Raw genomic sequence first — 22,255 nt, 5'->3', positions numbered from 1 at the left:
TTCTTGTGACCGGAACATACGTCCCGGTTCAGAACCTGTTTTAATATGTAGTTTTAATTATGTAGTGTTCGTATCTTTAAGGTTTATCATAGAATTGGATGGAGCCGGATACTCTGCCTTCCGTTTCAAATACCACCAAAGTATTTTTCCCCTTTTTTAAAAGCGGGGCCGGCACATAAAGCCTTTTTTGCGGCCCGATCTCCCAGAACCTCCCGATATTGAAGTTATTGACAAAAACAACGCCTTTTCCCCAGCCTTCTGTATCCAAAAACGTATCCGCCGGGTCCTCAATTTCAAATTGGAATTCATAAAAACCAGGCAGGCCGGCTATTGCCGGAACGGAAAAATCCACATTTGTCAAATCTTCCATAGGCAATGGATAGATCGTCCATCCGAAATGCAGGCGGTCATTTAACTGTACCCCGCCATCTATGCCTTTTCTCTGTTCTTCCATAATAGGCGTAAAGTTAACACGCCCCATATTTTCCATTAAAATATCCAGTTTTCCATTGGAACACACCGCATGCTCCAGCTCATGCCCGCCCAGAAGTTCCCTGTCATAAAGTGTGAGGACCGGCTTTTCGTCTAAAAAAATATTCGCTCTGTCATTCGCTTTCCATAAACGTACTTTTTCCAGACTCTTTAACTCCGGCAGATTACTTTCATATAAAATATAACCATATCCCTGGTTCAGTTTTTCCATGCATACCGGATAAAGATTTTCCACAGGGGCAGACAGGTTGTCAAGATTCCGGAATAAATCAGCGGTTCTTGTAACCTCAAAGGTTCCATACGCCCTTCTTTCTATCTTGCAGCTTAAGCTGACCTCCGGCAGAGCAATATGCTTACCTATGACCTTTTGGTACTCTTTATATTTCGTTGTTATCCGGCCATCCTCAGTCAGCAGCGCATCATAGTCATATGAAGTCACATCCGGTTCCAGATTATCGTAATAATTTGCCCCATTCATGAATCCAAAATTCGTGCCGCCTTCAAACATATAGATATTGATATGTCCTTCTGACAGGAGATCATCCAGATCCTTAAGATGTCCGTCCAGATCGCCGGTATGATGCTCCCCTCCCCAAAAATCAAACCAGCCAACCCAAAACTCCATACACATCAAAGGTTTATTTCCTATTTTTTTCTTCATGACTTCAAACTGGGCCTTCCCCTTAGACCCAAAGTTTCCCGTCTGAAGGGCCCCTTCTGCTTTCCCGTAATCAAAGGCCTCTCCCCATGGGCCATCTGATGTTACGAGCGGAACTTCGCAGCCGTTTTCTATCATCATATTTTTCATGCATTCCATATAGGCCGCATCATCCCCATAATATCCGTATTCATTTTCCACCTGCATGAGGATTACCGGACCGCCCCTGGTAATCTGCAAGGGCGCTATCACTTCAAACAGTACCTTATAATAGTCCCGGACATGCTGGATGTACGGCTCATACATACACCTTAATTTCATTCCGTCTTCCTTCAAAAGCCAATAAGGAAGCCCGCCAAATTCCCATTCTCCGCAAATATAGGGAGAAGGCCTGAGAATTACCATTAGGCCAAGCTCCTGTGCCAGTTTAACATATTTGACAATATCCAGCATTCCGCTGAAATCAAAGGTCCCTTTCTGTTTTTCATGAAGATTCCAGGGGATATAGGTCTCCAGTGTATTGCAGCCCAATGCCTTTAATTTTTCAAGGCGGTCACGCCAATACTCCGGCAGAACCCGAAAATAATTCATACCTCCTGATATAATTTTAATTCGATTATCGTCCAAATAAAAATCATCTTTAATTTCAAACATAATTCTGTCCTTTCGCGTATTTTGTCTGGAAAAACAGCATTACAGCATGCTATTAATACCTGATTATATCAGTTCGTATGTTAAATTACTTTTAAATTATTTTCTAATTGTTTAACTATATTCTCAAGATGTTCCGGCACCTTAAAATCGAAGAACAGAAGGGGACAGAACAGAAGGGGACATGTCCATTTCGTTTGGACATGTCCCACTTTGCTTCTACCCATTTATCTTTTAAGAAACACCAGCTGTCCCTTTTTTGAAAACCTCTCTGAGTAAAGGTATCCCAGCCGGTCAAAGCTTTTTACTTCCTGCCAGTCCGTAATCTGTCTCTCCGCCATATAACGGACCATTTCCCCTCTGGCCATCTTGGCCTGAGTCCCTTTCTGAATGACTTTCCCGTCTCTCTCCTCCCCGAACACACAGGTCACGAAGGTGATCCCATCCTCCAGCCAGTTTTCTATACATCTGGAATACTCTTTGGAAGCCAGATTCACGATACAGTCTGTATCCGCAACCAGGGCCCGGTAGATGTCGTCCTTCCAGAATCCATACAGGTTTCGGCCGTCCGGGCTGCCGTACGGACTGCCTTTTGCCTGCATCTCCAGGCGGTATGGGACAACCCCGTCAAGCGGTCTTAGTATCCCATAAAATCCGGACAAGATCCTGAGATGTTCCTCTGCATAATCCCAATGATCGTATTCAAAAATCTGCGGAGCCATATACTGATACTGGATTCCCTCATAGGCCAGAAGGGCGGGAGTAAGTCCCCGCGTCAGATCCATCGTCTGAAACCGCTCAAAATTAAGCGCTGCAATCTTGTCATTGCATCCCCAAAGCTTTTTTGCTTCCATATAGGTCATGCCCCTTATCCATTTCCTAAGCTCATCCGCCCGGTCCAGGAATATAGGGCTTGTTTTTACTTCCATATCATCGGTATTGATATTCATCTTCTTCGCAGGTGATATGATAATTTTCACAACTTTATCGCCTCCCTTCCCATAAGCAGCCGCCAACTAACAGCAGCCTACGGAACTATCGGCTGGCGATCCGGTATATCGCTTCACAGTCATCCCTATTCAGTTTTACAAAATTCCCCAAAGTGGTTCCGTCAATTTGAAGGGTATCCAGAAGCTTCTGAATGTCCTCTTCTCTGGCATCCAGATCCGCAAAGTTCCCAGGCATGCCGATGGATTTCCAGAACGCCCTTAAGGAATCGATGCCCGCTTTTGCCGTAATCTCCGGATGCGCGAAATCCATCTGGCAGCCCCAGACTCTCACCGCGATCTGTGCGAACCTGGCTACATTATGTTCCATGACATATTCCTGCCATGCCGGGCAGATCACCGCCAGTCCCGCTCCGTGCGCGCAGTCGTACAACGCGGACAGCTCATGCTCCAGACTGTGGCTGGCCCAGTCCTGTTCCCGGCCGGCGCCGCAGATATCATTGTGGGCGATCATACCGGCCCACATAATATTCGCACGGGCCTGGTAGTCCTTTGGATCCGCCATCACCTTAGGCACTTCCGTGATCATGGTCAGCAGAACAGCCTCACACAGCCGGTCCGTGATCTCCACATCCTTTGTGTTGGTAAAATAGCGTTCGAATACATGCGCCATAATGTCAACTGCTCCGCAGGCCGTCTGATAAGCAGGAAGCGTCTCGGTCAGCTCGGGATTCAGGATCGAGAACTTCGGACGGATCAGATCACTGCCGCAGGCTCTCTTGAACATACCGTCCTCCAGAGTAATCACGCTTCCGTCAGACCCTTCGCTTCCTGCTGCCGCAATGGTCAGCACGGTACCGATGGGAAGCGTTCTCTCCACGACTGCCTTATCACTGTAAAAATCCCAGAAATCTCCATCATAGAGGGTTCCAATCCCGATGGCCTTCGCGGAATCTATCACGCTTCCGCCTCCTACGGCCAGTATGAAATCGACCTTTTCCTTTTTGCAGAGCTCGATCCCTTCATACACCAGCCCGCTTCTGGGATTAGGCTTTACACCTCCCAGCTCGACATAAGAGATGGCTTCCTTGTCCAGGGATGCTTTGACCCGGTCCAGCAGGCCGGAACGGACCGCCGAACCGCCGCCGTAATGGATCAGAACTCTGCTGCCGCCAAATTGCTTCACATAACTTCCTGCATTTTTTTCTTCTCCCTGACCAAACACAAATTTCGTCGGGCTGTAAAACGTAAAATTATTCATATATACCTTCTCCTCTTCTTAAATATTATATTAACATTATCATAACCGTTAAAGTTAACTGAAAGTCAAGCTTTTTTTGCCAAACCTTTTGCCAAACCTTCCTTTTGCCGAACCTTTGCCGGACCTTTTGCTTAGATCTTTTGCTAACCAGTTTTGCTGACTGCCGAGCGGACTCCAAATTCAGAGGAATTCCCGTTCATGTTGTTTGAAAAAATCATAGAAATACCGGACGTTTTCCAGTTCGTACCACTGGCAGGTGTCCAGGTCCGGGGAATCCAAATTATATATTTTCGCGTCCAGTGTTCCCAGCATGAATGGGGAATGGGTTGCAATGACGAACTGACAGCCTAAAAACCGGGATGCCTCGTTTAGCTGCTGTGCCAGCCGCACCTGGTTTCTCGGAGACAGGGAGACCTCTGGTTCATCCAGCAGATACAGCGCGTCCATATTCAGATAATCATCAAAGATTTGTAACGCGGTTTCTCCATTTGAATATTTTTCCTGGGAATAGATCATATTTTCCATATCTCGTTTCATTTTCCAGGAATTTTTATACTCGTCCCGCTGCTCTTTACTCCACCCTCTTTTGGCGTGTTCATAGAGATATCCTTCCTGAAGCACGGTCTCCTGCTGAATTTTCTTAATCTCATACATGATATCTTCGCTTTTGATATAGCGGCTGCCGGGAGGAATCTTGGTAATGGTTCTGCCATATTCATCCTCCCCAAGCCCATAGCCGCATTCCTTTGTAAATTGGTCAAAATAGGGGTCCCAGGGATTATGGGTCGCTTTTTCCTTTCCTTCTATCTGCAGCTGGTTCGCCAGAATATTCAGCATGGTGGATTTTCCGGAAGCATTATCTCCGTATAGGATTGTGATTTTGTCAAATAATATCCAGTCCTTTGCCTTGCCTGCGAATACGTGATACGGATATATGTAGGGATCCCTCACTGTTTTACAAGACAGACGAAAACTTCTCAAATAAATCATCTTCTATTACTCCTTTGAAAACGGCCCTTTTTGTTGGTTCTTTTATAATTTCTCTTTTTTATGTTCGTTCTTTATGAACTCTCTTTATGATTTGACTTTACGTTTTCTCTTTACATTTACTATCTATGTACTCTCTATGTACTCTCTCTATGTTCTTTCCTATATTAAACAGATATTTTACTATCCGTATTGTTTCGATTTCTATATGGTTATCCGCTTAGTTTTACTCTCCTCACGAATATTTGTCACTGCAGTTACATATAAGCCTGCACATAGAAACACCTACACGCCTACACAAATATAAACTTGCGCTTCTCGTAAGACGCAAACTGTGTTACTATAATAAAAAATAGTAGCGCTCGTTAAAAATCTCGCTGACTATTTTTCATGCATCGCACGTAAGCGCCTATAAAACAGACGCTAAGTGCTCATAGCTATAAAAAACAGTAGCACTCGTTAAAAATCTCGCTGACTATTTTTCATGCATCGCACGTAAGCGCCCATAAAACAGACGCTAAGTGCTCATAGCTATAAAAAACAGTAGCACTCGTTAAAAAATCTCGATGGCTATTTTTCATGCATCGCACGTAAGCGGCTATAAAACAGCCGCTAAGACCCATATTTATAATCAAGCTATAAACTAATTGTACAAATCTATTATAAAGGTTGTGATTCTTATGGCCCGCTGTATTATCATCACAGCGTATCATACCGGTAAAATAAAAGATTCTTACCTCCCTATGCCGGAGGATTTTATTATCTGCGCAGATGCCGGCTATCTGCTGGCCCGTCAGGAGGATATTACGCCCGATGCTGTATTGGGCGATTTCGATTCCATGGACCGTTCTCAGGTAACCTGCCCGGATATTATTCGTGTTCCTGTAGAAAAGGATGACACCGATACACTGCTGTGCCTGAAATACGGGATAGAACTGGGGTACCGGGATTTTCTTATGATCGGTGGGATCGGTGGGCGTTTGGACCACACTATCGCCAACATTCAGACTTTGCTCTATGCGCATAACCGTGGCATCCTGCTGGAGATGGCCGATGCTCAGAATACGGCCCGCGTACTTTCTCCCGGAACCTACCATCTGAAAGAAAAAAAGGGGTATAAGCTTTCTTTGTTCGCCCTCAATGAGGCCTGCACCGGAATTTATTATACCGGTTTAAAATATCCACTCCAGAATGCCACGTTGACAAACGATTTTCCGCTGGGTGTCAGCAATGCATTTGTCTCTGAGGAGGCGGAGATTACCTTTGCCACCGGTACAGCACTTCTGATCCTGTCTAAAGACTGAACCTGGCTAACTATAAGAACAAAAGCGAAACACTTCCGGAAATGGATGATCCAGCCGCAGGCAGAAGTGTTTCGCATACGAAACTCTATCTCATTCATAATCGTAGGTTTCCAGATCCCATCCGGTCGTAAAACCTGTGTGAAGGCCGTCTATCAGTTTCATATCGTCTTGCTCCAACTCGAAATCAAAGATATCCGCATTCTCTTCAATCCGTTCCTTGTGCACGGATTTTGGAATTACTACATAACCGCTCTGTACGTCCCAGCGCAGGATGATTTGAGCCCCTGTCTTTTTGTATTTCGCAGCCAGCTCCTGAATCGCCGGTATATCAAAGCTTCCCCTGATCAAGGGAGCCCAGGCCTCCGGCTGAATTCCCCTCTCCTTACACCACGCAAACAGTTCCGTGGGGTTCCACAGCGGATGCCGCTCGATCTGATTCAGCGCCGGAACCACTTCGCATTCCTCCATAATCCAGTTCAGATGCCGGGGCAGGCAGTTACACACGCCGATCGCTCTGGCCTTTCCTTCTTTGTAAAATTCCTCAAGCGCCCGCCAGGACTCGATCAGCCTCTCTTTACGCTGCCCTGGCCAATGAATCAGGAACAGGTCAAAATAATCGGTTCTGAGCTTTTTTAAGCTTTCCTGGAAGGTGCGTCTGGTATTTTCATACCCCATATTGCAGGTATCCACCTTGCTGGTCAAAAAATATTCCTTTCTGGGTACACCGCTAAGTTCAAGCGCCTCCCCCAGCAGCTCCTCATTATGATACATCTGGGCGGTATCAAAGCTCCTGTATCCGGCCTCCATGGCATAGTTGACCGCGTTCTGCATCTCATTTGCATCCGTCGCCAGATATACTCCCAATCCCAGCACCGGCATTTTCACTCCGTTATTCAGTGTCACTGTATGGTCTATCATGTTTGTGATCCCCTTTCCTAATGTAAGCTGTCCCCATCTTAACGAACAGATATAAATTATTTTACTCCTTACAGCCTGACTTGTCGATTATCGATTCTAAAATTGATCAAAACACGATTCTAAAATTGATCAAAATCGATCGATACTTAATAGCATCCTTAAAAGAAGAGCTTTTCTTGCGGTATCGCTCCAGATATGTTAGCATATATTCACAGACAATTAACGAAAAAGGCCGTGTATCGATTGGTATGCATCCGCTGGTACCGGCTATCTTGGCCGGTCCCTAATCTATATCTCTGATAGTGATATAAAATCAAGCTTTATTTCTAAGCAAATATATTCCATTGATATAATGCACCAAATACAAATTATAAATAATAAGTGAAAATGATTGTCTGTGCATGTTATTACCTCTATAATAAATTCCTGAATAATCAGGAAATGGAATCGATAAAGGAGATGATATCTATGACGGTATTGGCACAGATGTTTATTAAAGACGGCATTGCCATTGGATTGCAAAAAGGTATCCAGGTAGCGCGAATCGGTTTAATACGCAAGAAAATATCAAAGGGGTACTCTCCCGACACAATTAAAGATTTTCTGGAATGTGAAGAAGATTATGTTCAAAAGGTAATAGGTATCATGAAAGAGTATCCGGAAGCTACCGATACCGAACTTGCCGATATTTTAATGAAATCCGAATAAGAACCTTTTCTAAACCTAAACTGCATCTCAATAAGGGCCATCATACCAGTTACACATTTTAGCTGGTACGATGGCCCATGTCCTTTGTTCAGATGCAGATAGACAGCATAATATTCCAGTGTTCTATCATCCACTGTCCCCGAATAACTGACAGATATAAGATTCCATATTATTGTTATCTTGCAGACAGCACTTCTTTTTCATATCTTTGTATTTCTTTCATCCACTCCATACCGGTGGGCACATTGTTCACATAACAGTAATAGTCCCAAACAGCCGCATAGGGATAGGTTTTCAGTTCTTCCAGCCAGGACAGCCGTCCCGTATAATCCCCCTGTTCTTCCAGTCCCTGCAGAAACGCCGCCGGTTCCAGCAGTGCCTTCAGCAATGCTTTCATACTGTTTCGCATACCGATCACACAGGCAGAAATCCTGTTAATACTGCCGTCAAAATAATCTGTTCCGATGTGTACGCGCTCCAGCCATCCCCCGCGTACTACCTGCGTCAGCATCGCCTGGGTCGCATCATCAAAGGATACTACATGGTCGCTGTCCCAACGCATGGGCCGGGTCACATGCAATGCCATTTCCTGTGAGAACAGCATGACGGAACTGATCTTGTTGGCCACGTCCTCGGTCGGATGAAAATGTCCTGCATCCAGGCACAGGCTTCTGTTCCGCTTTGCCGCGTACATCATATAAAATTCATGGGAGCCTACCGTATAGGCTTCCACCCCGATCCCAAAGAGCTTACTTTCCAGGGTATCCAGATTTAATTTCTGGTCCACCGGGGAGGCGAATACCTGATCCAGGCTTTCCATCAGTCTGCGTCTCGGGGCCTCCTGATCTACCGGATAATCTTTGTATCCATCGCAGATCCAGTGATTCGTAACTGCCTGGACCCCCAATTCTTTTCCGAAATAAGCGCCGACGCGGCTGGAACGCTTACAATGCTCGATCCAGAAGGAACGGATGTCCGGGTCCCGGCTGGACAGGGTAAATCCATTTTCCGAATTGGGATGGGAATAACAGCTTGGATTAAAATCCAGACCGATTCCCCGCTCCTTCGCCCAGTCTACATAAGCCTCATAATGCTTAGGTTCAATCTCATCCAGGTCGATCTGTTCCGTCGTATCCACCTGGGTCGCCTGCAGGCTTAATTTATGTTTTCCTGGCAGCAGAGAAAACGCCATATCCGCATCCTGCCGCAGCTGATCGGGATTGGCCGCAGCGCCGGGATAGCCTCCGGTAGACAGAATCCCTCCGCTCATAGCCGTATCTTTTTTCAGGAATCCCTTTACATCGTCAAATTGCCATGCGTTAAAGGATATCCGGGTTTTTCCCAGAATTTCCAATGCTTTTTGTGTATCCACACCAATTTGCGCGTAGCGCTCTTTGGCAGCTTCATAAGCCAGTTCTACTGCGTTCATATTTTCCTCCAGCGGCGCATTTACTGCGCCTTTCATTCAGGTATGGATGAACTCTAAAGGTTCAGCCTTTCCTCCAGCGGCACATTTACTGCGCATTCTCAACCTTAAGTCCGGTAACACAATCACAGCTGTTGACCTGATCCCGGAAAATATTGCACATAGCGTCGGCTTCTATCCGTTCCAGCATACTGTACGCCATGAACAGATCCGAACCCGATACCACCACTCCGTGTAACGGCATGATCGCGCCAATGGGATATTTTTCCGCCAGTTCCCTGCGTGCATCAAAGTATCGGTATACCTCTTCATGCAGATTCGTTGTATAAGCCTGGGTATATGGGATACATTCCACAGGCCCCCGCTTCATAGTGGCCTCTGTGATGTTGGGAATTGGTTTACTCTGGGCCACAAAAGCCATACAATACTGAGGATGTGCATGTATCGTAGCGCCGATATTTTTAAAATTTTTAAGCAGGAGAACATGCATATATCCTTCCCGGGACAATTTTCCAGCGCCCTCCAATATGTTCATGTCATAATCGATCAGCAGAAAATCCTCCGGTTTCATCTCACAGAAATGCCGCTCCGACATCAGGGACGGAGAAATCAGTACACGGTTTTCTTCCGCCAGGACTGCAAAATTCCCTCCGGCCGCGTTTGTAAGCCTCCTGTCCCACATATAGTGGGCTACCTTCGCCATCTGTTCTCTTAGTTCCATATAGGATAGATGTTCCATGTTCTCAACCTTACCTTTCCATACCATCTTTGTTTCGTTCCGTCTTTCCTGCGAAATCCCCCTGGTCCCTTTGATTTCTCCGATTCCGTCTATTTATCCGATTTCTTTGATTTCTCCGGTTCCTTCTATTTATTCTGTCTCTTTAATTTCTCCGGTTGTCTCGATCTGAGATATCTCCTGAACCCTCACCGCATGTCTTCCGCCTTCGTACTCTCCGTTAAGCCAGCATTCCAGAATCATCAGCGCCAGGTCTTTTCCCACCACCCGGGAACCCATCGCCAGCATATTCGAATCGTTGTGCTGTCTGGAGAGAAGCGCGGAATACGGATCACTGCAGACCACGCAGCGGATTCCCTTCACCTTGTTGGCCGCTATAGAAATACCGACTCCGGTTCCACAGCATAAGATTCCCCGGTCGCATTCTTTGCTGGCCACTGCGTTAGCCGCTTTCAGCGCATATTCCGGGTAATTACAGCGGACGGTGTCATATGTCCCATAATCCACATAGGGATATCCATTCGCGTCCAGATATTCCATGATGGAGCGTTTCAATTCTATTCCCACATGGTCACTCGCCAGTGCGATCATCGCAGAACGCCTCCTTTCCGTTATTCGATCCCATATTCCCGGCTCAGAGCTTTACGCATCACCTCTGCGCTGCATGTGCGGCCCGTCCAGAACCGGAAACTGATGATCGCCTGATTTACCAGCATACCCAGTCCGTCGATGCTCTTGGCTCCACGCTTCTCGGCTTCCTTCAAAAACAACGTATGGGGATGATTGGGTATCACGTCACACACGGTCATCTGCGGGGTAACCGTATCATATTCCACATCCGGCTTCTGGTCCGTATCCGGATACAGCCCGATATTCGTGGTATTCACCAGGATATCCACCTCCTCCGGTATCGAAAGGGTGTGATCCCAGCATATATACTCCGCTTCGGCCTTTGTGTTTTCCCGGATCAGATCGGTCAGTACTTCTCCCCGTTTCGATGCGGGGCGGTTTGCGATCAGAAGTTTTTTTGCTCCTGCATTGGCCAGCTCTACTGCGATTGCTCTCGATGCTCCGCCGGCCCCCAGAAGCATGGCGGTTTTCCCTTCTATGGATACACCTTCCTCTTTCAGCGAGGTCAAAAATCCTTTTCCATCCGTGTTTTCCCCATACAGTTCTTTGTCTTTTACATAGACCGTATTGACTGCACCCATAATCCGGGCATCTTCAGCCACATGGTCCAGGTATTTCAGCACTTCCACTTTATGAGGTATAGTCAGATGTATTCCCTTCATATTCAGTGCTTTCAGCGCGCTCATGGCGGTTCCCAGATCCTCCGGGTGCACCAGAATCGTCAGATACCGATACGGGATGCCCAGATCTTCAAAGGCCGCCTGTGCAACCACAACGGTCGGATTTTCATCGATCGGGCATCCGAACACGCCGACTAACTCTTCCCGATAACAATTTCCCATATTTACCTCCAGTAGCGCATTTACTGCGCCGTCATTCACCCTTTTTAACTACCGTACCAAAATGTCCGGCCGCAGAAGGACTCTATCGCCGCAGGTAACCTCCCGGTAGACCCAGCCGCCGGTATGGGAAATAATCTCCTGGCCGTCATCTGTAACCAGGAAGGTATCCTCCGACTTGACTCCCGCGATGGTGGGGTTCCATGAAAATGCCTGTCTGTCCAGCACCACTTCCCGGTTCCGGAAGGTGGTACAGAAATCACGGGTCGGATACCCCAGCGGGCCTCCCTGATGATGAAGATGAAAATCCTCCTCGTACCCCAGTTTCTTATAAGCATCGTAACCGGCCTGCAGTACATCTCTGACCGGGACTCCCGGTTCTGTACCGCAGATATAAGCCGCATCTATCTTTGTCACCGCATCCATCCGTTTCATTTTATCCCCGTCCGGTGTCCCGAATGAAATAATCCGGCTCATGGATACGGTCAGCCCGTATTTCTGGGCGCACACAGCTACCATGGCGTATTGACTCACCCTGTGCTGGGTGGGGATCGGGTGGCGGAACTTTTGCAGTCTGTCATCCGCCGCTACCAGGCACACCGGTACCTGATATCCGGCTGCCATCAGCATTCCCGTTGTACGTCCTGCGATTTCTGATTCCGTCTCGCCTCTTTGAATACGCCGGCAGGATTCTTCCAGCAGCCCGGCACTCTCCGGCCCGATCATCCGATACCGCTCCAGCTCTTCCCGGGTCAGTACATAGCGCAGTTTCTGAAGCTCCGCTCCTTTGTCAGGTGTGCCGAACGCGCCGCTGTCACTGATGATTTTCTTCTGCTCCAGGTAGGGTCTTAGCACTTCTTCCTCCGACTCATGCCACAGAAAGGAGATTAACCCGAATTCCTGCTGCGGCAGTTCTTCCTGCGTAACCCGGTATTGTTCACTGGAATTACAGATCACGTACTGATGGTCCATGGTAATCAATAGCTTTGACGCTGCCGCTCCCGTTCCTTTATCCACGTAAGCGTATTTGCCTCCGCTCATCCAGCAGAAATTTTCATTGGTGGTAAATAATACTCCGTCGTATGCATTTTCCTCCAGGTACTGCCGCACCCGCGCCAGCTTTTCCTGTATTTCCATTCTCAAAACTACCACTCTCCTTATTTAAATACCGCTTCCCGGATCATGCCGAATACTTTGGTGGCGTCCGTGCCGTTGATACATTCCGTAAGCTTCTCATAGCCGATCAGATCCACCGCCCGGTCGAAGGTCTGCATCATGCGGATACTTTCTGCCGCAGCCGCAAAACCATTTTCACGGAACGGGAAGATATCCACGGAAGTCCAGCCGTCATATCCGATTTTTCTCAGGGAGTAGCACAGCTCGATATATTCTGTATAGCGGACACTTCCCAGCATCATATCATCATCCCACGCGCTGTAATTGTCATTGATGTGCAGATTATACAGCATACCGTGATTTGCGCACATTTCCACTACCTGAGCCACATTTCCCTGTGCCTGGAACACATGGCCCAGATCCACGGTCAGCCCTACATTTTTACGGTCCACGTCTTTTGCCAGCAGAAGAGTACTTCCGGCTGTATCCAGAGTACAGCGGTTCCTCGGCTCACGAAGCTTGAATTCCAGCGCGATCTTCATATCCGGTGCGTAATCGCAGATCTCGCGTACCGCTTCCACCATCAGATTCCACTGTCTGGTATAATCGGTCTGGAACACGTAGTCAAAACCGTCTTCTCCCATCCAGATGTTTACAAACTCCGCGTTTACCTTTTTGGCAAAATCTACGGTGTCTTTACAATATTGAACAGCCAGCGCCCGGTATTCCGGGTTCGTGTTCGTAAGAGATCCATAACCAAAACGCTTATCTCCGTTAAGCGGTGCATTGACACCGGATATTTTGAATCCGTATTTGTCCGCCAGAGCCTGAATCTCCACCGGGTCTTTCTCATCGCCGTCCGGATCGTAGCAAAGCTCCAGTGCTTCCACCACACCTGTTTTTGCCAGCCCCTCGATTCTGTCGGCCGCTGTGTTATCTTCCTTGTAGCCTCCTGACATAAAGCGGTCTACCCGGTTTCCTAATGATCCTGTTATACAAGCATATTTTAGTGCCATACTCTTTTCCTCCTGATTTGTATTTAGAATGGTTTAAAAAGTTACTTTCAATAATAGAAATCTTTTAATTAGCTGATCTTTCAAATAGCTGATCTTCAATTAGCAGTTACTTCCGAAATATATAAGGTGAATAATTGTTGATCCTGATCTGCCGGCCGGAAACCATATTGGATACTGATTTTGTGATTTGGACATGTCCCAAACCGAAATGGACATGTCCCCTTTTGGTGTCCCTTTTTAGGTTTACATAACTCCCGAAAATAGCGTATAACTACCCGCCCTGTCACCCTCGATCTATTCCGATCGTGGCAGGAGTGTCAAAAAATATTCGTATGCTTCCTCCCAGGCCTTCTGATCCTGTGGCTCATATACCGCGATCTGTGTGGACCTGGCTATGATCTCCCGGCCCTGTTCCAGATTCCCGATCGCCCCGGCCGCCTGCAGCTGCATCAGAAAATTCCCCGTCAGCGCCGCCTCCTGCGGACCTACATAGACGGTCCGTCCGCACGCATTGGCAGTGAGCTGGTTTAGCAGCGTATCCTTGCCGCCTCCACCCAGAATATAAATGGACTCGATGCGGTACCCCAGTATTTTTTCCAGAGTTTCCATCACCCAGCGGTATTTGAGAGCCAGGCTCTCTTCGATGACCCGGATGAACTGTCCCGGTGTCTCCGGCACCGGCTGTCCGGTTCTGATACAGGTATCCCGGATCTTGTGAAGCATATCCCCTGGCATATAGAAGGCTTCATCGTCCGGGTCAATCAGGGAGACAAAAGGCTTTTCCCTTCCGGCCATTTCCACCAGTTCCGCAAATTCATATGCAATCCCCATCTTGAGGTATTCAAGCCTGCATTCCTGGATCAGCCAGAGGCCCATCACGTTCTTCAGCATCCGGTACCGCCCTCCGACACCGCCTTCGACGGCGATGTTGTACCGGTAGGTCTGCGCATTGATCACCGGTTCCGGGATCTCCACCCCCATCAGGGACCAGGTTCCGCTGCTTATGTATGCCACATGAGGTTCATTGGTCGGAAGCGCAGCCACCGCAGAAGCCGTATCGTGCTCTCCCACCGCCGTCACCTTCATGCGGGGCACTCCGATCTCATCCGCTGCTTCTTTGGTCATGACGCCGGCCACCGTCCCCGGCATAATAATGGGAGCCAGCAGCTTTGCAGGAATCTGGAACCGGCTCAGAATCTTAGGGTCCCAGTCCGATGTCTCCCACCGGAACATTTGGCTTACACTGGCCAGCGTGTATTCCGAATGCCGCTGTCCCGTCAGAAAATAGGTGAGCAGATCCGGGATATGCAGAAGGGTCTCACACTGCTCCAGCAGGAACCCGTCTCCTTCCAGACGCATAGCCGCCAGCTGGATCAGCGTGTTAAACAGCGCATTTTGATTCCCGTTCTGATCATGAAGTTCCCGCCTGGACATGATGCGGTAGATCGCGTCCTCGTTTCTGGCCATCCTTAAATCACGATAGCATCTGACCTGAGTGATGAGATCCCCGTTTCTGCCGATCAGCCCAAAATCGTTGCAGTACGCGTCGATTCCGATACTCACCGGCGGCTCACCGGCCGCAGCGCAGCCTTTGCAAAGCCCCTCCGTGAGGTTCTGATAGATCCCCAGGAAATTCCAGTACAGATGATTACTCACGCAGATCTGCCGGTTAGGAAACCGATGAATGACCTCTGTGGTGAGAGATGTTCCATCAAATTCTCCCAGCATCACCTTTCCGCTGCTGGCACCCAAATCAAATGCTATCTGTTTCATATCATTCCTCCGCACTCATCGATGCGGCTGCTTTCTAATTCTCCCTGGCCACCACGATTCTGGTTCCCTGGGATTCGATAAGCCTGGCTTTATCCGGCGAAAGCTCCCGGTCTGTGACGATATAATCCACCTTCGAAAAATCGGAAAGGAATACCACTCCCTTTTTCCCGAACTTGGTGGAATCCGCCAGCACATACACCTTCTGGGCCTTCTCCATCATCAGCCGTTTCACATCGATCTCATAGATACTGCTGTCTGTGAATCCCTCTCCCTCGTATACCCCGTAACAGGAGAGAAATACTTTATTGGGTCTGAAATTATTGATCCACTCATTCGCCATAATACCGGTCAGCGAGAAATTCTTCGCCCGGAACACACCACCCAGGGAAATCAGCGTCAGATTGGAATTCTCGATTAAAGAGGCATCCAGCAGCAGACGGATGGAGTTGGTGATCACCGTCACCTGGTAATCCTTATGGATATGGTGGATCATATTCAATGTGGATGAACTGTTGTCGATAAATATGGTGTCACCGTCCAGAATCGTCTTGGCCGCTTCCCTGCAGATGCGGTCTTTTTCCATATAATTCTGGACTTCCCGCATCAGATAGGGATACTCCTTCACTCCTTTGGAAGTGTCGGACAGTACCGCGCCGCCGTGGGTACGGCGGATCAGGCCGGAATCCTCCATTTCCTTCAGATCCCTTCGGATCGTCTCTTTGGATACGTTTAACAGATCCGACAGCTGATTGACATTTACCTTTCCCTGTTCCTCCAACAAATTCAAGACTTCAGATTTTCGTTCAATGTTATACTTTCTCTCTAACATCCTGCAACACCTTCCGCGCTTTTTCTTTCAGCATAGCATAAAACGAATACTTTGTCCTACCGAATTTCGCCGCTGAACTTAATACTGTCCATCATAACAGCGATAAAAATGATAATTCCTCTGAATATCGTAAACGCATAGGCGGAAGCTCCTGTAATCGTCAGGCCGTTGGTGATTACCTGCACCATAACGATACCGATAATGGCGCCCGGCAATATTTTCCCTTTTCCTCCAAACAGGCTGGCTCCTCCGATAACTGCTGAAGATATAACCACGAATTCGTCATTGATGGCAAAGTTCGGATTGATTACGCTTAAGATGCAGGCATTCATCATTCCAGCGATACCGGCCAGTCCGCCGCAGATCAGATAGGCTATAAATACGGTTTTCGTTCCGTTAATCCCCAGCTTATTCGCACCGGCCAGGTTGTTCCCGCAGGCAAACAGCTGCCGCCCGTACTGGGTTCTGGTCAGGATAAAATGTCCCAGCAGCACAACGATCAGGAACATATAGACGATCAGCGGGATTCCAAATAATTTTGCCCCCGAAAATTTCATAACCACGCTGTCCAGGAAGAGCATCTGCTGGTTCGTAAACATAAGTCCTAAACCCCTGGCCACACTGTAGGTTGCCAGCGTGGTGATAAACGGGACCATCTTAAGCTTCGCCACGAAGAATCCGTTGATCGACCCGATCAGCAGGCCGCTTATACAGGCCCCCGCAAAACACAGCGGCAGCGGCACTCCCAGGTTATTCAACAGTGTCGTTCCCACCACGGCTGAAAAATACATGTTGGCGGAAACCGAAATATCAATTCCGCCGGTAATCAGTACGAAGAACATACCGACCACCGCGACTCCCAGTGTGGAGGACAGGCGCAGGACATTGACCGCGTTGCTGAGTGTCAAAAACTTGGGCGACTGAATGGCAAAATAAGCCAGCAGTATAATAAAGATGATCCACAAGCCGTAGGAACAAAACAGGTCCACAAACTTTCCTCTTAAAACTTTTCCTTTTCTTGACTGTGAATTTTCCATTAATTCCCACCTCCGATCGCGGCTTCCATAATAAGTTCCTGTGTATATTCCTCTCTGTGAAGCTCGCCGGTAAGCACGTTATGGCTCATGACCAGAATCCGGTCACACATCCCCATCAGCTCCTCCATCTCAGAGGAAACTAACAGTACGGTTGATTTGTTTTTCGCCAGATCATTGATAATACTGTAAATCTCGTATTTCGCACCCACATCCACGCCTCTGGTAGGTTCATCCAGCAGGAAGATCTGAGGTTTCCGCAATACCCATTTCCCGAATACCACCTTCTGCTGATTGCCGCCGGAGAGATTGATCACCGTCTGACGGGCCGGATCGAAGGTTTTGATATTCAGCTCCTTCACCATCTCCTCGGTCTCCCGCTGCTCCTCTTTTCGGTTGATAAAGCTTAAGGATGCCGCGATCTCCTTTAAGTTCGCCAGCACGATATTCTCTTTCACGGTCTTGGTCATCAGGAGCCCCTCTTCTCTGCGGTTCTCCGTGATAAACGCCATCCCGTTTTTAATACAGTTCTCCGGAGTGATCGGTTTGATCTCCTGCCCCTTATAGATCAGGGCGCCGTCCGTGATCGGATCGATTCCGAACAGGCAGCGCAGCAGTTCCGTCCGTCCCGCTCCCATCAGTCCGAACAGTCCTACGATCTCTCCCTCCCTGATCTGAAGGTTGATATTTTCGAACCGCCCTTCCTGGCAGATATTCTTAACCTCAAAAGCCACCCCGCCGATTTCCTTTTCCACGGTCGGATAGATCTTATTCAGTTCCCGTCCCACCATCTGCTTAATGACCTCGTTGGTGCTGATGTCCGATGTACGGTTCTGAGAGATGATCTCTCCGTCCCGCAGCACGGAGATCTCGTCGCAGTGCTCAAACACATCTTCCAGAATATGGGAAATAAAGATAATCGATTTATTTTGTTTCTGGAGCAGATGCATGATATCAAACAGTTTTACCTTCTCCTTGTTGGATAAGGAGGTGGTGGGTTCATCCAGGATAATAATCTGCGCATCCTTCATAATCGCCTTGGTGATCTCGATCAGCTGCCGCTGTCCCATAGGCAGGTTCCCTACGATCTCATCCACACCGAAATCTTCGATCCCCAGTTCCGAAAGCTTCTCCGCCGCGATCTTTTTCATGGCTTTCTTATCGATGGTATGCGCCTTGCTCTTGACCATGTCCGTAATAAACAGATTCTCAAATACCGTCAGATTCGTAAAAAGATTCAATTCCTGATGTACAAAAGCGATACCCGCATTCTGAGAAACTTTTGGGTTAACCGGTTCGAACTTTGCTTCATTTAAGTATATCTCTCCGCTGTCCCGTTGATAGATTCCGCCCAGAATATTCATCAGTGTAGATTTTCCCGCTCCGTTTTCACCGACCAGCCCGAGGATTTCTCCCTTTCTCAGGTTAATGGTGATATCTTTTAGCACCTGTACCGAAGCAAAAGATTTGGTAACTTGCTTCAATTGCAGTATGTAGTTCTGGTTTTCAGCCAACTTGTTCACTTCCAATCTATGATATACTTGTTTACGCCTTTTCGTTCCGCTTCTTTAATATCGCCACACCGCCGGCCACCAGGATAATGGCGCCTTTTATGATCGTAATGATAAAGTATGGAGTATTTAACAAGTTTAAAGTCACATTAATTAAAATGATCAGAAACGCACCCATCACCGTATTCGGGATCTTGCCCACGCCGCCTGCCGGGCTGGTTCCGCCGACGATGATACTGCCCATGATATCAATAAACAGCGTACTTCCGTAACTGGACGCGCCGGATTCCATCTGAGCCATCATGATAATACCGGCAACCGCGGAACAGACACCGCTGAAAATAAAGATCTTAAAGATCGTTTTCTTCACAGGCACGCCCGATATAACGGAAGCCTTGGGGTTCGTCCCTGTCGCATAGAGCTGCCTGCCATATAAAGTCTTGCTGCACACCAGGTGGGTCACCACCGCCACCAGCAGCGCCAGTATTAACGCGAAGGGAATCACAAATATCTTACCGTTTCCCAGTATCGTAAAACTATCCGGCAGTCCGGAGATCGTGCTTCCCCCGGTGTAGACCACGGCCAGTCCGCTGCCGATCATCTGTGTCGCCATCGTCACAATAAAAGACGGCATTTTAAATCTGGTCACCGCAAATCCATTAATAACACCAAAAATCAGGCCGATCAGCAACATTGCCAGCAAAGCTACCGGTATCGCATACCATCTGCCGGCCAGCAGGCCGGAAGTAGTGCTCATAATAGAAGCGCCCACCACACAGGTTAAAGCGATAATAGAGGTAGAAGAAAAATCCACTCCTCCGTTCAGCACAGAGAAATGAACCCCGCAGGCAACGGTCAGCAAAACGCAGGCCTGGCTGAATATATTCGTAATATTACTCTCGGTAGCAAAATTTGGTACAAAGATCAATGCCACAATGACAAAAACCACAATGAACCAGACAATCGCATCTACCGATTCATAAATCTTTTTCACCCGTTCCATAATCAAACCTCGCTATCTGACTTAGGATTTCCGTCCGCTTACTTCGGAAACAAATAAAAAACCTGCTGCGGAAAAGCTTCCCACGCACTTGTCCGAGGAAAGCCTCCCCGCAGCAGCCCTTTTCTATCTGATATCCGTTTCTAAAAGGAGGACATTAATAGCCTGCAAATCCTACGGTGTCTACATTTTCGGGAGTTACTTCAAATCCGGGATCTACCAGACCTTCCACCGGTTCCCCCTTGGCAGCCGCTACAGCAGCTTCCACACACAGAGTACCCTGATTCGTGGCATCCTGAACGGAAACGATATCCACATAGCCTGCTTTAATCTGATCCACTGCGTCTTTCGCACCGTCGAAGGTTACGATGGTCACATGTTTCTCATCGCCGATCGGATAGAATTTATCGATCTGCTGTAACGCGGAGATAATCGAAGGCAGCAATGCATCGGAAGGACTGAAAATCATGTTGATATCCGGGTTTGCTTCAAATGCGCTCAAGACTCCTGACAGGGCCAGTTCACCCTTCCACTCAGTGGGAACTTCAGCTACCACGTCGAAGATGTCCTTATTGGCGTCCGCCACATTTTTGAATCCGGTGTCACGGGCGATGGCATTTACGTCGGTAAGGCTGCCTACAAGCTTGATCACCTTGTAAGTCTTGCCGTCTTTTTTCGCCTGATCCATGACATAGTTCATTTCTCTTTCTACCATAGCTATATTATCCGAGGTAACCGTTCCGGCAACTTCTGCGCCTTCACCGGCTGCCCGGTTTGCCATGATAACCGGTACATTTGCTTCATTACATTTCTTGATCGCGGAAACTACGGCCTCGCCGTCTGCCGGAGCAATGATAATCGCATTGGCGCCGCTGGAAATCAGGTTCTCAATCTGCTGGTTCTGTTTCTGAACGTCGTTTTCTGCAATAACTTCCGTGTATTTTACGCCCAGTTCGTCACATTTTTTGTGCATAGCAGTCTGGTACTCCGCCCACATCTGAGATTCGATCGCACACATGGAAATACCGATCATGATGTCTTCACCGCTCCCCGCAGCGTCCTTAGCCGCCTGAGCGTCATCTTCCGCCGCTTTCGCGGGAGCCTCGCTGGCTGCAGGTTCTGCTGCCGGCTCCGGAGCCGCCGCTTCCTTCGTGCCACATCCCACCATAGTGAGTACCATCGTACATGCCAACAGGATACTTACCATTCTCTTTCTCATACCTATTTCTCCTTTTCCTGATTTTTATAAAAAAGAACGTAATTGTTCTTTTCCATCGTTTCTGTGTACCGTAAGCCGTTTCATCCGGACCTGCCCTTTCAGCTCCATAGCCCGCTCATAATCAAACCCCACTGTGAGCTCGGATTCCGCGGTGGCCGCAGAGACTCCGGTAGCCAGCTTAAGTATCTCTTCAAATTCCATTTCCCGGGAAAATCCGTACACCATTCCGCTCAGGAACGCGTCCCCGCAGCCGATGGTATTCTTCACATCCACCTTAAGAGCATCCACCTGATAGATGAGATCCCTGTACTTTACAATGGAGCCGTCCCCGCCTCTGGATACCGCGACGCATTCGATCCCCTTCGAAGCGATCTGAAATATCCCATCCAGGATATCCGCTTCCGATGTAATAGCCTTTCCAACGACCTGGGACAATTCATCCACATTTGGTTTTACCAGAAACGGTTTCTTCTCGATCCCCCGGATCAGATTCCCGGAACTGGTATCCAGATAAATCCGTATTTTCTTTCCGCCTGCGGCCAGCCGCTCCATAATCACATTATATATGTACGGTATCTCCGTGTTGGAAGCATCCCCGGACAAAACCAGATCATCACCGTCCTCCAGAGATTCTTCCAGGATATTCAGAAGCTTCTCACATATTCCGGAACTGATAATAGCTCCCCGCTCGGTGATCAGGCTGCACTTATGGTTCTCCTCGATCAGTGCATAATTGGTTCTGGATTCCCCGGTCTCGTAGTGCAGGAAACGCACATCCACGCCCTGGCTTTTTAACATGTCCTCAATCTTATGGCCGGTTTTTCCGAAGCCGATCCCGTAAGCCCGGTTATCGCAGTTCAGAATACGAAGGTTGGTTGAAACATGAGTACCTTTCCCGCCCAGAACATCCATGGAGCGTACGATTCTGTTCGTATTATCCCGTTGAAACCTGGATACAAACAGCAGCTTATCAATAGCCGGGTTGATTGTTAATGTACAAATCACGGTTGCGCTCTCTCCTTACCAAACAACTAAATCCACATTTTTGTTTTTTGTTTGTGTGGTTATTGTAGCGCATATTGGGTTAAAAATCAATATTTATTTTGCATTTTCTGTTGATTCGGTCATTTTACGCAATTTAAGCCCGTTTTTCCTATGGCGCTATGCCCGTTTTTGTGCATTTTTAATAAATTTGTTATT

At 47.9% G+C, this 22,255-nt stretch carries 20 protein-coding genes; 2 read left to right on the top strand and 18 right to left on the bottom strand.

Features of this window, described 5'->3' with window-relative positions:
• Nucleotides 1–76: 76 nt before the first annotated feature.
• From ABC831_RS08015 to ABC831_RS08000, 4 genes are all read right to left on the bottom strand, one after another.
• Complete coding sequence (locus tag ABC831_RS08015) at nt 77–1,804, bottom strand: glycoside hydrolase family 35 protein (protein ID WP_343247692.1); 1,728 nt, start codon at nt 1,802–1,804, stop codon at nt 77–79.
• A 224-nt stretch (nt 1,805–2,028) separates the two neighbouring features.
• Nucleotides 2,029–2,781, bottom strand: a complete 753-nt coding sequence (yaaA, locus tag ABC831_RS08010) for a peroxide stress protein YaaA (RefSeq protein WP_343247691.1) — start codon at nt 2,779–2,781, stop codon at nt 2,029–2,031.
• A gap of 55 nt (nt 2,782–2,836) precedes the next feature.
• Entirely contained in the window at nt 2,837–4,009 is a 1,173-nt protein-coding gene (locus ABC831_RS08005) for an iron-containing alcohol dehydrogenase (protein ID WP_343247690.1), read from the bottom strand.
• Nucleotides 4,010–4,189: 180 nt separating this feature from the next.
• The gene (locus ABC831_RS08000) at nt 4,190–4,999 is read right to left on the bottom strand and encodes an AAA family ATPase (RefSeq protein WP_343247689.1); all 810 of its coding nucleotides are present in this window, start codon (nt 4,997–4,999) and stop codon (nt 4,190–4,192) included.
• Nucleotides 5,000–5,676: 677 nt separating this feature from the next.
• Between ABC831_RS08000 and ABC831_RS07995 the strand changes: the two genes are divergently transcribed.
• Nucleotides 5,677–6,300, top strand: a complete 624-nt coding sequence (locus tag ABC831_RS07995; protein WP_343247688.1) for a thiamine diphosphokinase — start codon at nt 5,677–5,679, stop codon at nt 6,298–6,300.
• Nucleotides 6,301–6,390: 90 nt separating this feature from the next.
• Here ABC831_RS07995 and ABC831_RS07990 read toward each other — a convergent pair whose 3' ends face one another.
• Nucleotides 6,391–7,218, bottom strand: a complete 828-nt coding sequence (locus ABC831_RS07990) for an aldo/keto reductase (RefSeq protein WP_343247687.1) — start codon at nt 7,216–7,218, stop codon at nt 6,391–6,393.
• Between the two features lie 468 nt (nt 7,219–7,686).
• Between ABC831_RS07990 and ABC831_RS07985 the strand changes: the two genes are divergently transcribed.
• Nucleotides 7,687–7,926 (top strand): hypothetical protein, encoded by a 240-nt coding sequence (locus tag ABC831_RS07985; RefSeq protein ID WP_343247686.1) that lies wholly within the window; start codon nt 7,687–7,689, stop codon nt 7,924–7,926.
• A 175-nt stretch (nt 7,927–8,101) separates the two neighbouring features.
• Here ABC831_RS07985 and ABC831_RS07980 read toward each other — a convergent pair whose 3' ends face one another.
• The 13 genes from ABC831_RS07980 to ABC831_RS07920 form a co-directional block, all read right to left on the bottom strand.
• A complete protein-coding gene (locus ABC831_RS07980; protein WP_343247685.1) occupies nt 8,102–9,355 on the bottom strand; it encodes an L-rhamnose isomerase in 1,254 nt (417 codons plus the stop codon).
• Nucleotides 9,356–9,440: 85 nt separating this feature from the next.
• Nucleotides 9,441–10,118: a class II aldolase/adducin family protein gene (locus tag ABC831_RS07975; protein ID WP_343247684.1), complete on the bottom strand. Its 678-nt coding sequence runs from the start codon at nt 10,116–10,118 to the stop codon at nt 9,441–9,443.
• Between the two features lie 102 nt (nt 10,119–10,220).
• Nucleotides 10,221–10,679 carry a ribose 5-phosphate isomerase B gene (gene rpiB, locus ABC831_RS07970; RefSeq protein ID WP_343247683.1) on the bottom strand — a complete coding sequence of 153 codons (459 nt, stop codon included), beginning with the start codon at nt 10,677–10,679 and terminating at the stop codon, nt 10,221–10,223.
• 20 nt (nt 10,680–10,699) lie between these two features.
• The gene (aroE, locus tag ABC831_RS07965; protein WP_343247682.1) at nt 10,700–11,560 is read right to left on the bottom strand and encodes a shikimate dehydrogenase; all 861 of its coding nucleotides are present in this window, start codon (nt 11,558–11,560) and stop codon (nt 10,700–10,702) included.
• 48 nt (nt 11,561–11,608) lie between these two features.
• Entirely contained in the window at nt 11,609–12,694 is a 1,086-nt protein-coding gene (locus ABC831_RS07960) for a M24 family metallopeptidase (protein WP_343247681.1), read from the bottom strand.
• 20 nt (nt 12,695–12,714) lie between these two features.
• Nucleotides 12,715–13,689, bottom strand: coding sequence for a sugar phosphate isomerase/epimerase family protein (locus ABC831_RS07955; protein ID WP_343247680.1), 975 nt, complete (start codon nt 13,687–13,689; stop codon nt 12,715–12,717).
• Nucleotides 13,690–13,983: 294 nt separating this feature from the next.
• The gene (locus ABC831_RS07950; RefSeq protein WP_343247679.1) at nt 13,984–15,462 is read right to left on the bottom strand and encodes a rhamnulokinase; all 1,479 of its coding nucleotides are present in this window, start codon (nt 15,460–15,462) and stop codon (nt 13,984–13,986) included.
• A gap of 34 nt (nt 15,463–15,496) precedes the next feature.
• Entirely contained in the window at nt 15,497–16,291 is a 795-nt protein-coding gene (locus ABC831_RS07945; protein ID WP_343247678.1) for a DeoR/GlpR family DNA-binding transcription regulator, read from the bottom strand.
• A 56-nt stretch (nt 16,292–16,347) separates the two neighbouring features.
• Nucleotides 16,348–17,328, bottom strand: a complete 981-nt coding sequence (locus ABC831_RS07940) for an ABC transporter permease (RefSeq protein ID WP_343247677.1) — start codon at nt 17,326–17,328, stop codon at nt 16,348–16,350.
• Nucleotides 17,328–18,848: a sugar ABC transporter ATP-binding protein gene (locus ABC831_RS07935; protein WP_343247676.1), complete on the bottom strand. Its 1,521-nt coding sequence runs from the start codon at nt 18,846–18,848 to the stop codon at nt 17,328–17,330. The genes ABC831_RS07940 and ABC831_RS07935 overlap by 1 nt, the downstream gene beginning before the upstream one ends.
• Nucleotides 18,849–18,870: 22 nt before the next feature.
• Complete coding sequence (locus tag ABC831_RS07930) at nt 18,871–19,839, bottom strand: ABC transporter permease (RefSeq protein ID WP_343247675.1); 969 nt, start codon at nt 19,837–19,839, stop codon at nt 18,871–18,873.
• 154 nt (nt 19,840–19,993) lie between these two features.
• On the bottom strand, nt 19,994–21,055 hold the full coding sequence (locus tag ABC831_RS07925; RefSeq protein ID WP_343247674.1) for a sugar ABC transporter substrate-binding protein: 1,062 nt from the start codon (nt 21,053–21,055) through the stop codon (nt 19,994–19,996).
• Nucleotides 21,056–21,079: 24 nt separating this feature from the next.
• Complete coding sequence (locus ABC831_RS07920; RefSeq protein ID WP_343247673.1) at nt 21,080–22,060, bottom strand: 1-phosphofructokinase family hexose kinase; 981 nt, start codon at nt 22,058–22,060, stop codon at nt 21,080–21,082.
• Between the last annotated feature and the right edge of the window lie 195 nt (nt 22,061–22,255).

This window comes from Diplocloster hominis (genome assembly GCF_032380655.1).
Classification (GTDB): Bacteria; Bacillota; Clostridia; order Lachnospirales; family Lachnospiraceae; genus Diplocloster; species Diplocloster hominis.
The sequence above is the reverse complement of the archived record's forward strand: the minus strand, read 5'-3'. Positions and strand labels throughout refer to the sequence as shown.

Bases quoted from the DNA above. Each gene is read 5' to 3' on its own strand.
- ABC831_RS08015 (WP_343247692.1), bottom strand. From the start codon at position 1,804: ATGTTTGAAATTAAAGATGATTTTTATTTGGACGATAATCGAATTAAA.
- ABC831_RS08005 (WP_343247690.1), bottom strand. From the start codon at position 4,009: ATGAATAATTTTACGTTTTACAGCCCGACGAAATTTGTGTTTGGTCAG.
- ABC831_RS08000 (WP_343247689.1), bottom strand. From the start codon at position 4,999: ATGATTTATTTGAGAAGTTTTCGTCTGTCTTGTAAAACAGTGAGGGAT.
- ABC831_RS07995 (WP_343247688.1), top strand. From the start codon at position 5,677: ATGGCCCGCTGTATTATCATCACAGCGTATCATACCGGTAAAATAAAA.
- ABC831_RS07990 (WP_343247687.1), bottom strand. From the start codon at position 7,218: ATGATAGACCATACAGTGACACTGAATAACGGAGTGAAAATGCCGGTG.
- ABC831_RS07985 (WP_343247686.1), top strand. From the start codon at position 7,687: ATGACGGTATTGGCACAGATGTTTATTAAAGACGGCATTGCCATTGGA.
- ABC831_RS07980 (WP_343247685.1), bottom strand. From the start codon at position 9,355: ATGAACGCAGTAGAACTGGCTTATGAAGCTGCCAAAGAGCGCTACGCG.
- ABC831_RS07975 (WP_343247684.1), bottom strand. From the start codon at position 10,118: ATGGTATGGAAAGGTAAGGTTGAGAACATGGAACATCTATCCTATATG.
- rpiB (WP_343247683.1), bottom strand. From the start codon at position 10,679: ATGATCGCACTGGCGAGTGACCATGTGGGAATAGAATTGAAACGCTCC.
- aroE (WP_343247682.1), bottom strand. From the start codon at position 11,560: ATGGGAAATTGTTATCGGGAAGAGTTAGTCGGCGTGTTCGGATGCCCG.
- ABC831_RS07960 (WP_343247681.1), bottom strand. From the start codon at position 12,694: ATGGAAATACAGGAAAAGCTGGCGCGGGTGCGGCAGTACCTGGAGGAA.
- ABC831_RS07955 (WP_343247680.1), bottom strand. From the start codon at position 13,689: ATGGCACTAAAATATGCTTGTATAACAGGATCATTAGGAAACCGGGTA.
- ABC831_RS07950 (WP_343247679.1), bottom strand. From the start codon at position 15,462: ATGAAACAGATAGCATTTGATTTGGGTGCCAGCAGCGGAAAGGTGATG.
- ABC831_RS07945 (WP_343247678.1), bottom strand. From the start codon at position 16,291: ATGTTAGAGAGAAAGTATAACATTGAACGAAAATCTGAAGTCTTGAAT.
- ABC831_RS07940 (WP_343247677.1), bottom strand. From the start codon at position 17,328: ATGGAAAATTCACAGTCAAGAAAAGGAAAAGTTTTAAGAGGAAAGTTT.
- ABC831_RS07930 (WP_343247675.1), bottom strand. From the start codon at position 19,839: ATGGAACGGGTGAAAAAGATTTATGAATCGGTAGATGCGATTGTCTGG.
- ABC831_RS07925 (WP_343247674.1), bottom strand. From the start codon at position 21,055: ATGAGAAAGAGAATGGTAAGTATCCTGTTGGCATGTACGATGGTACTC.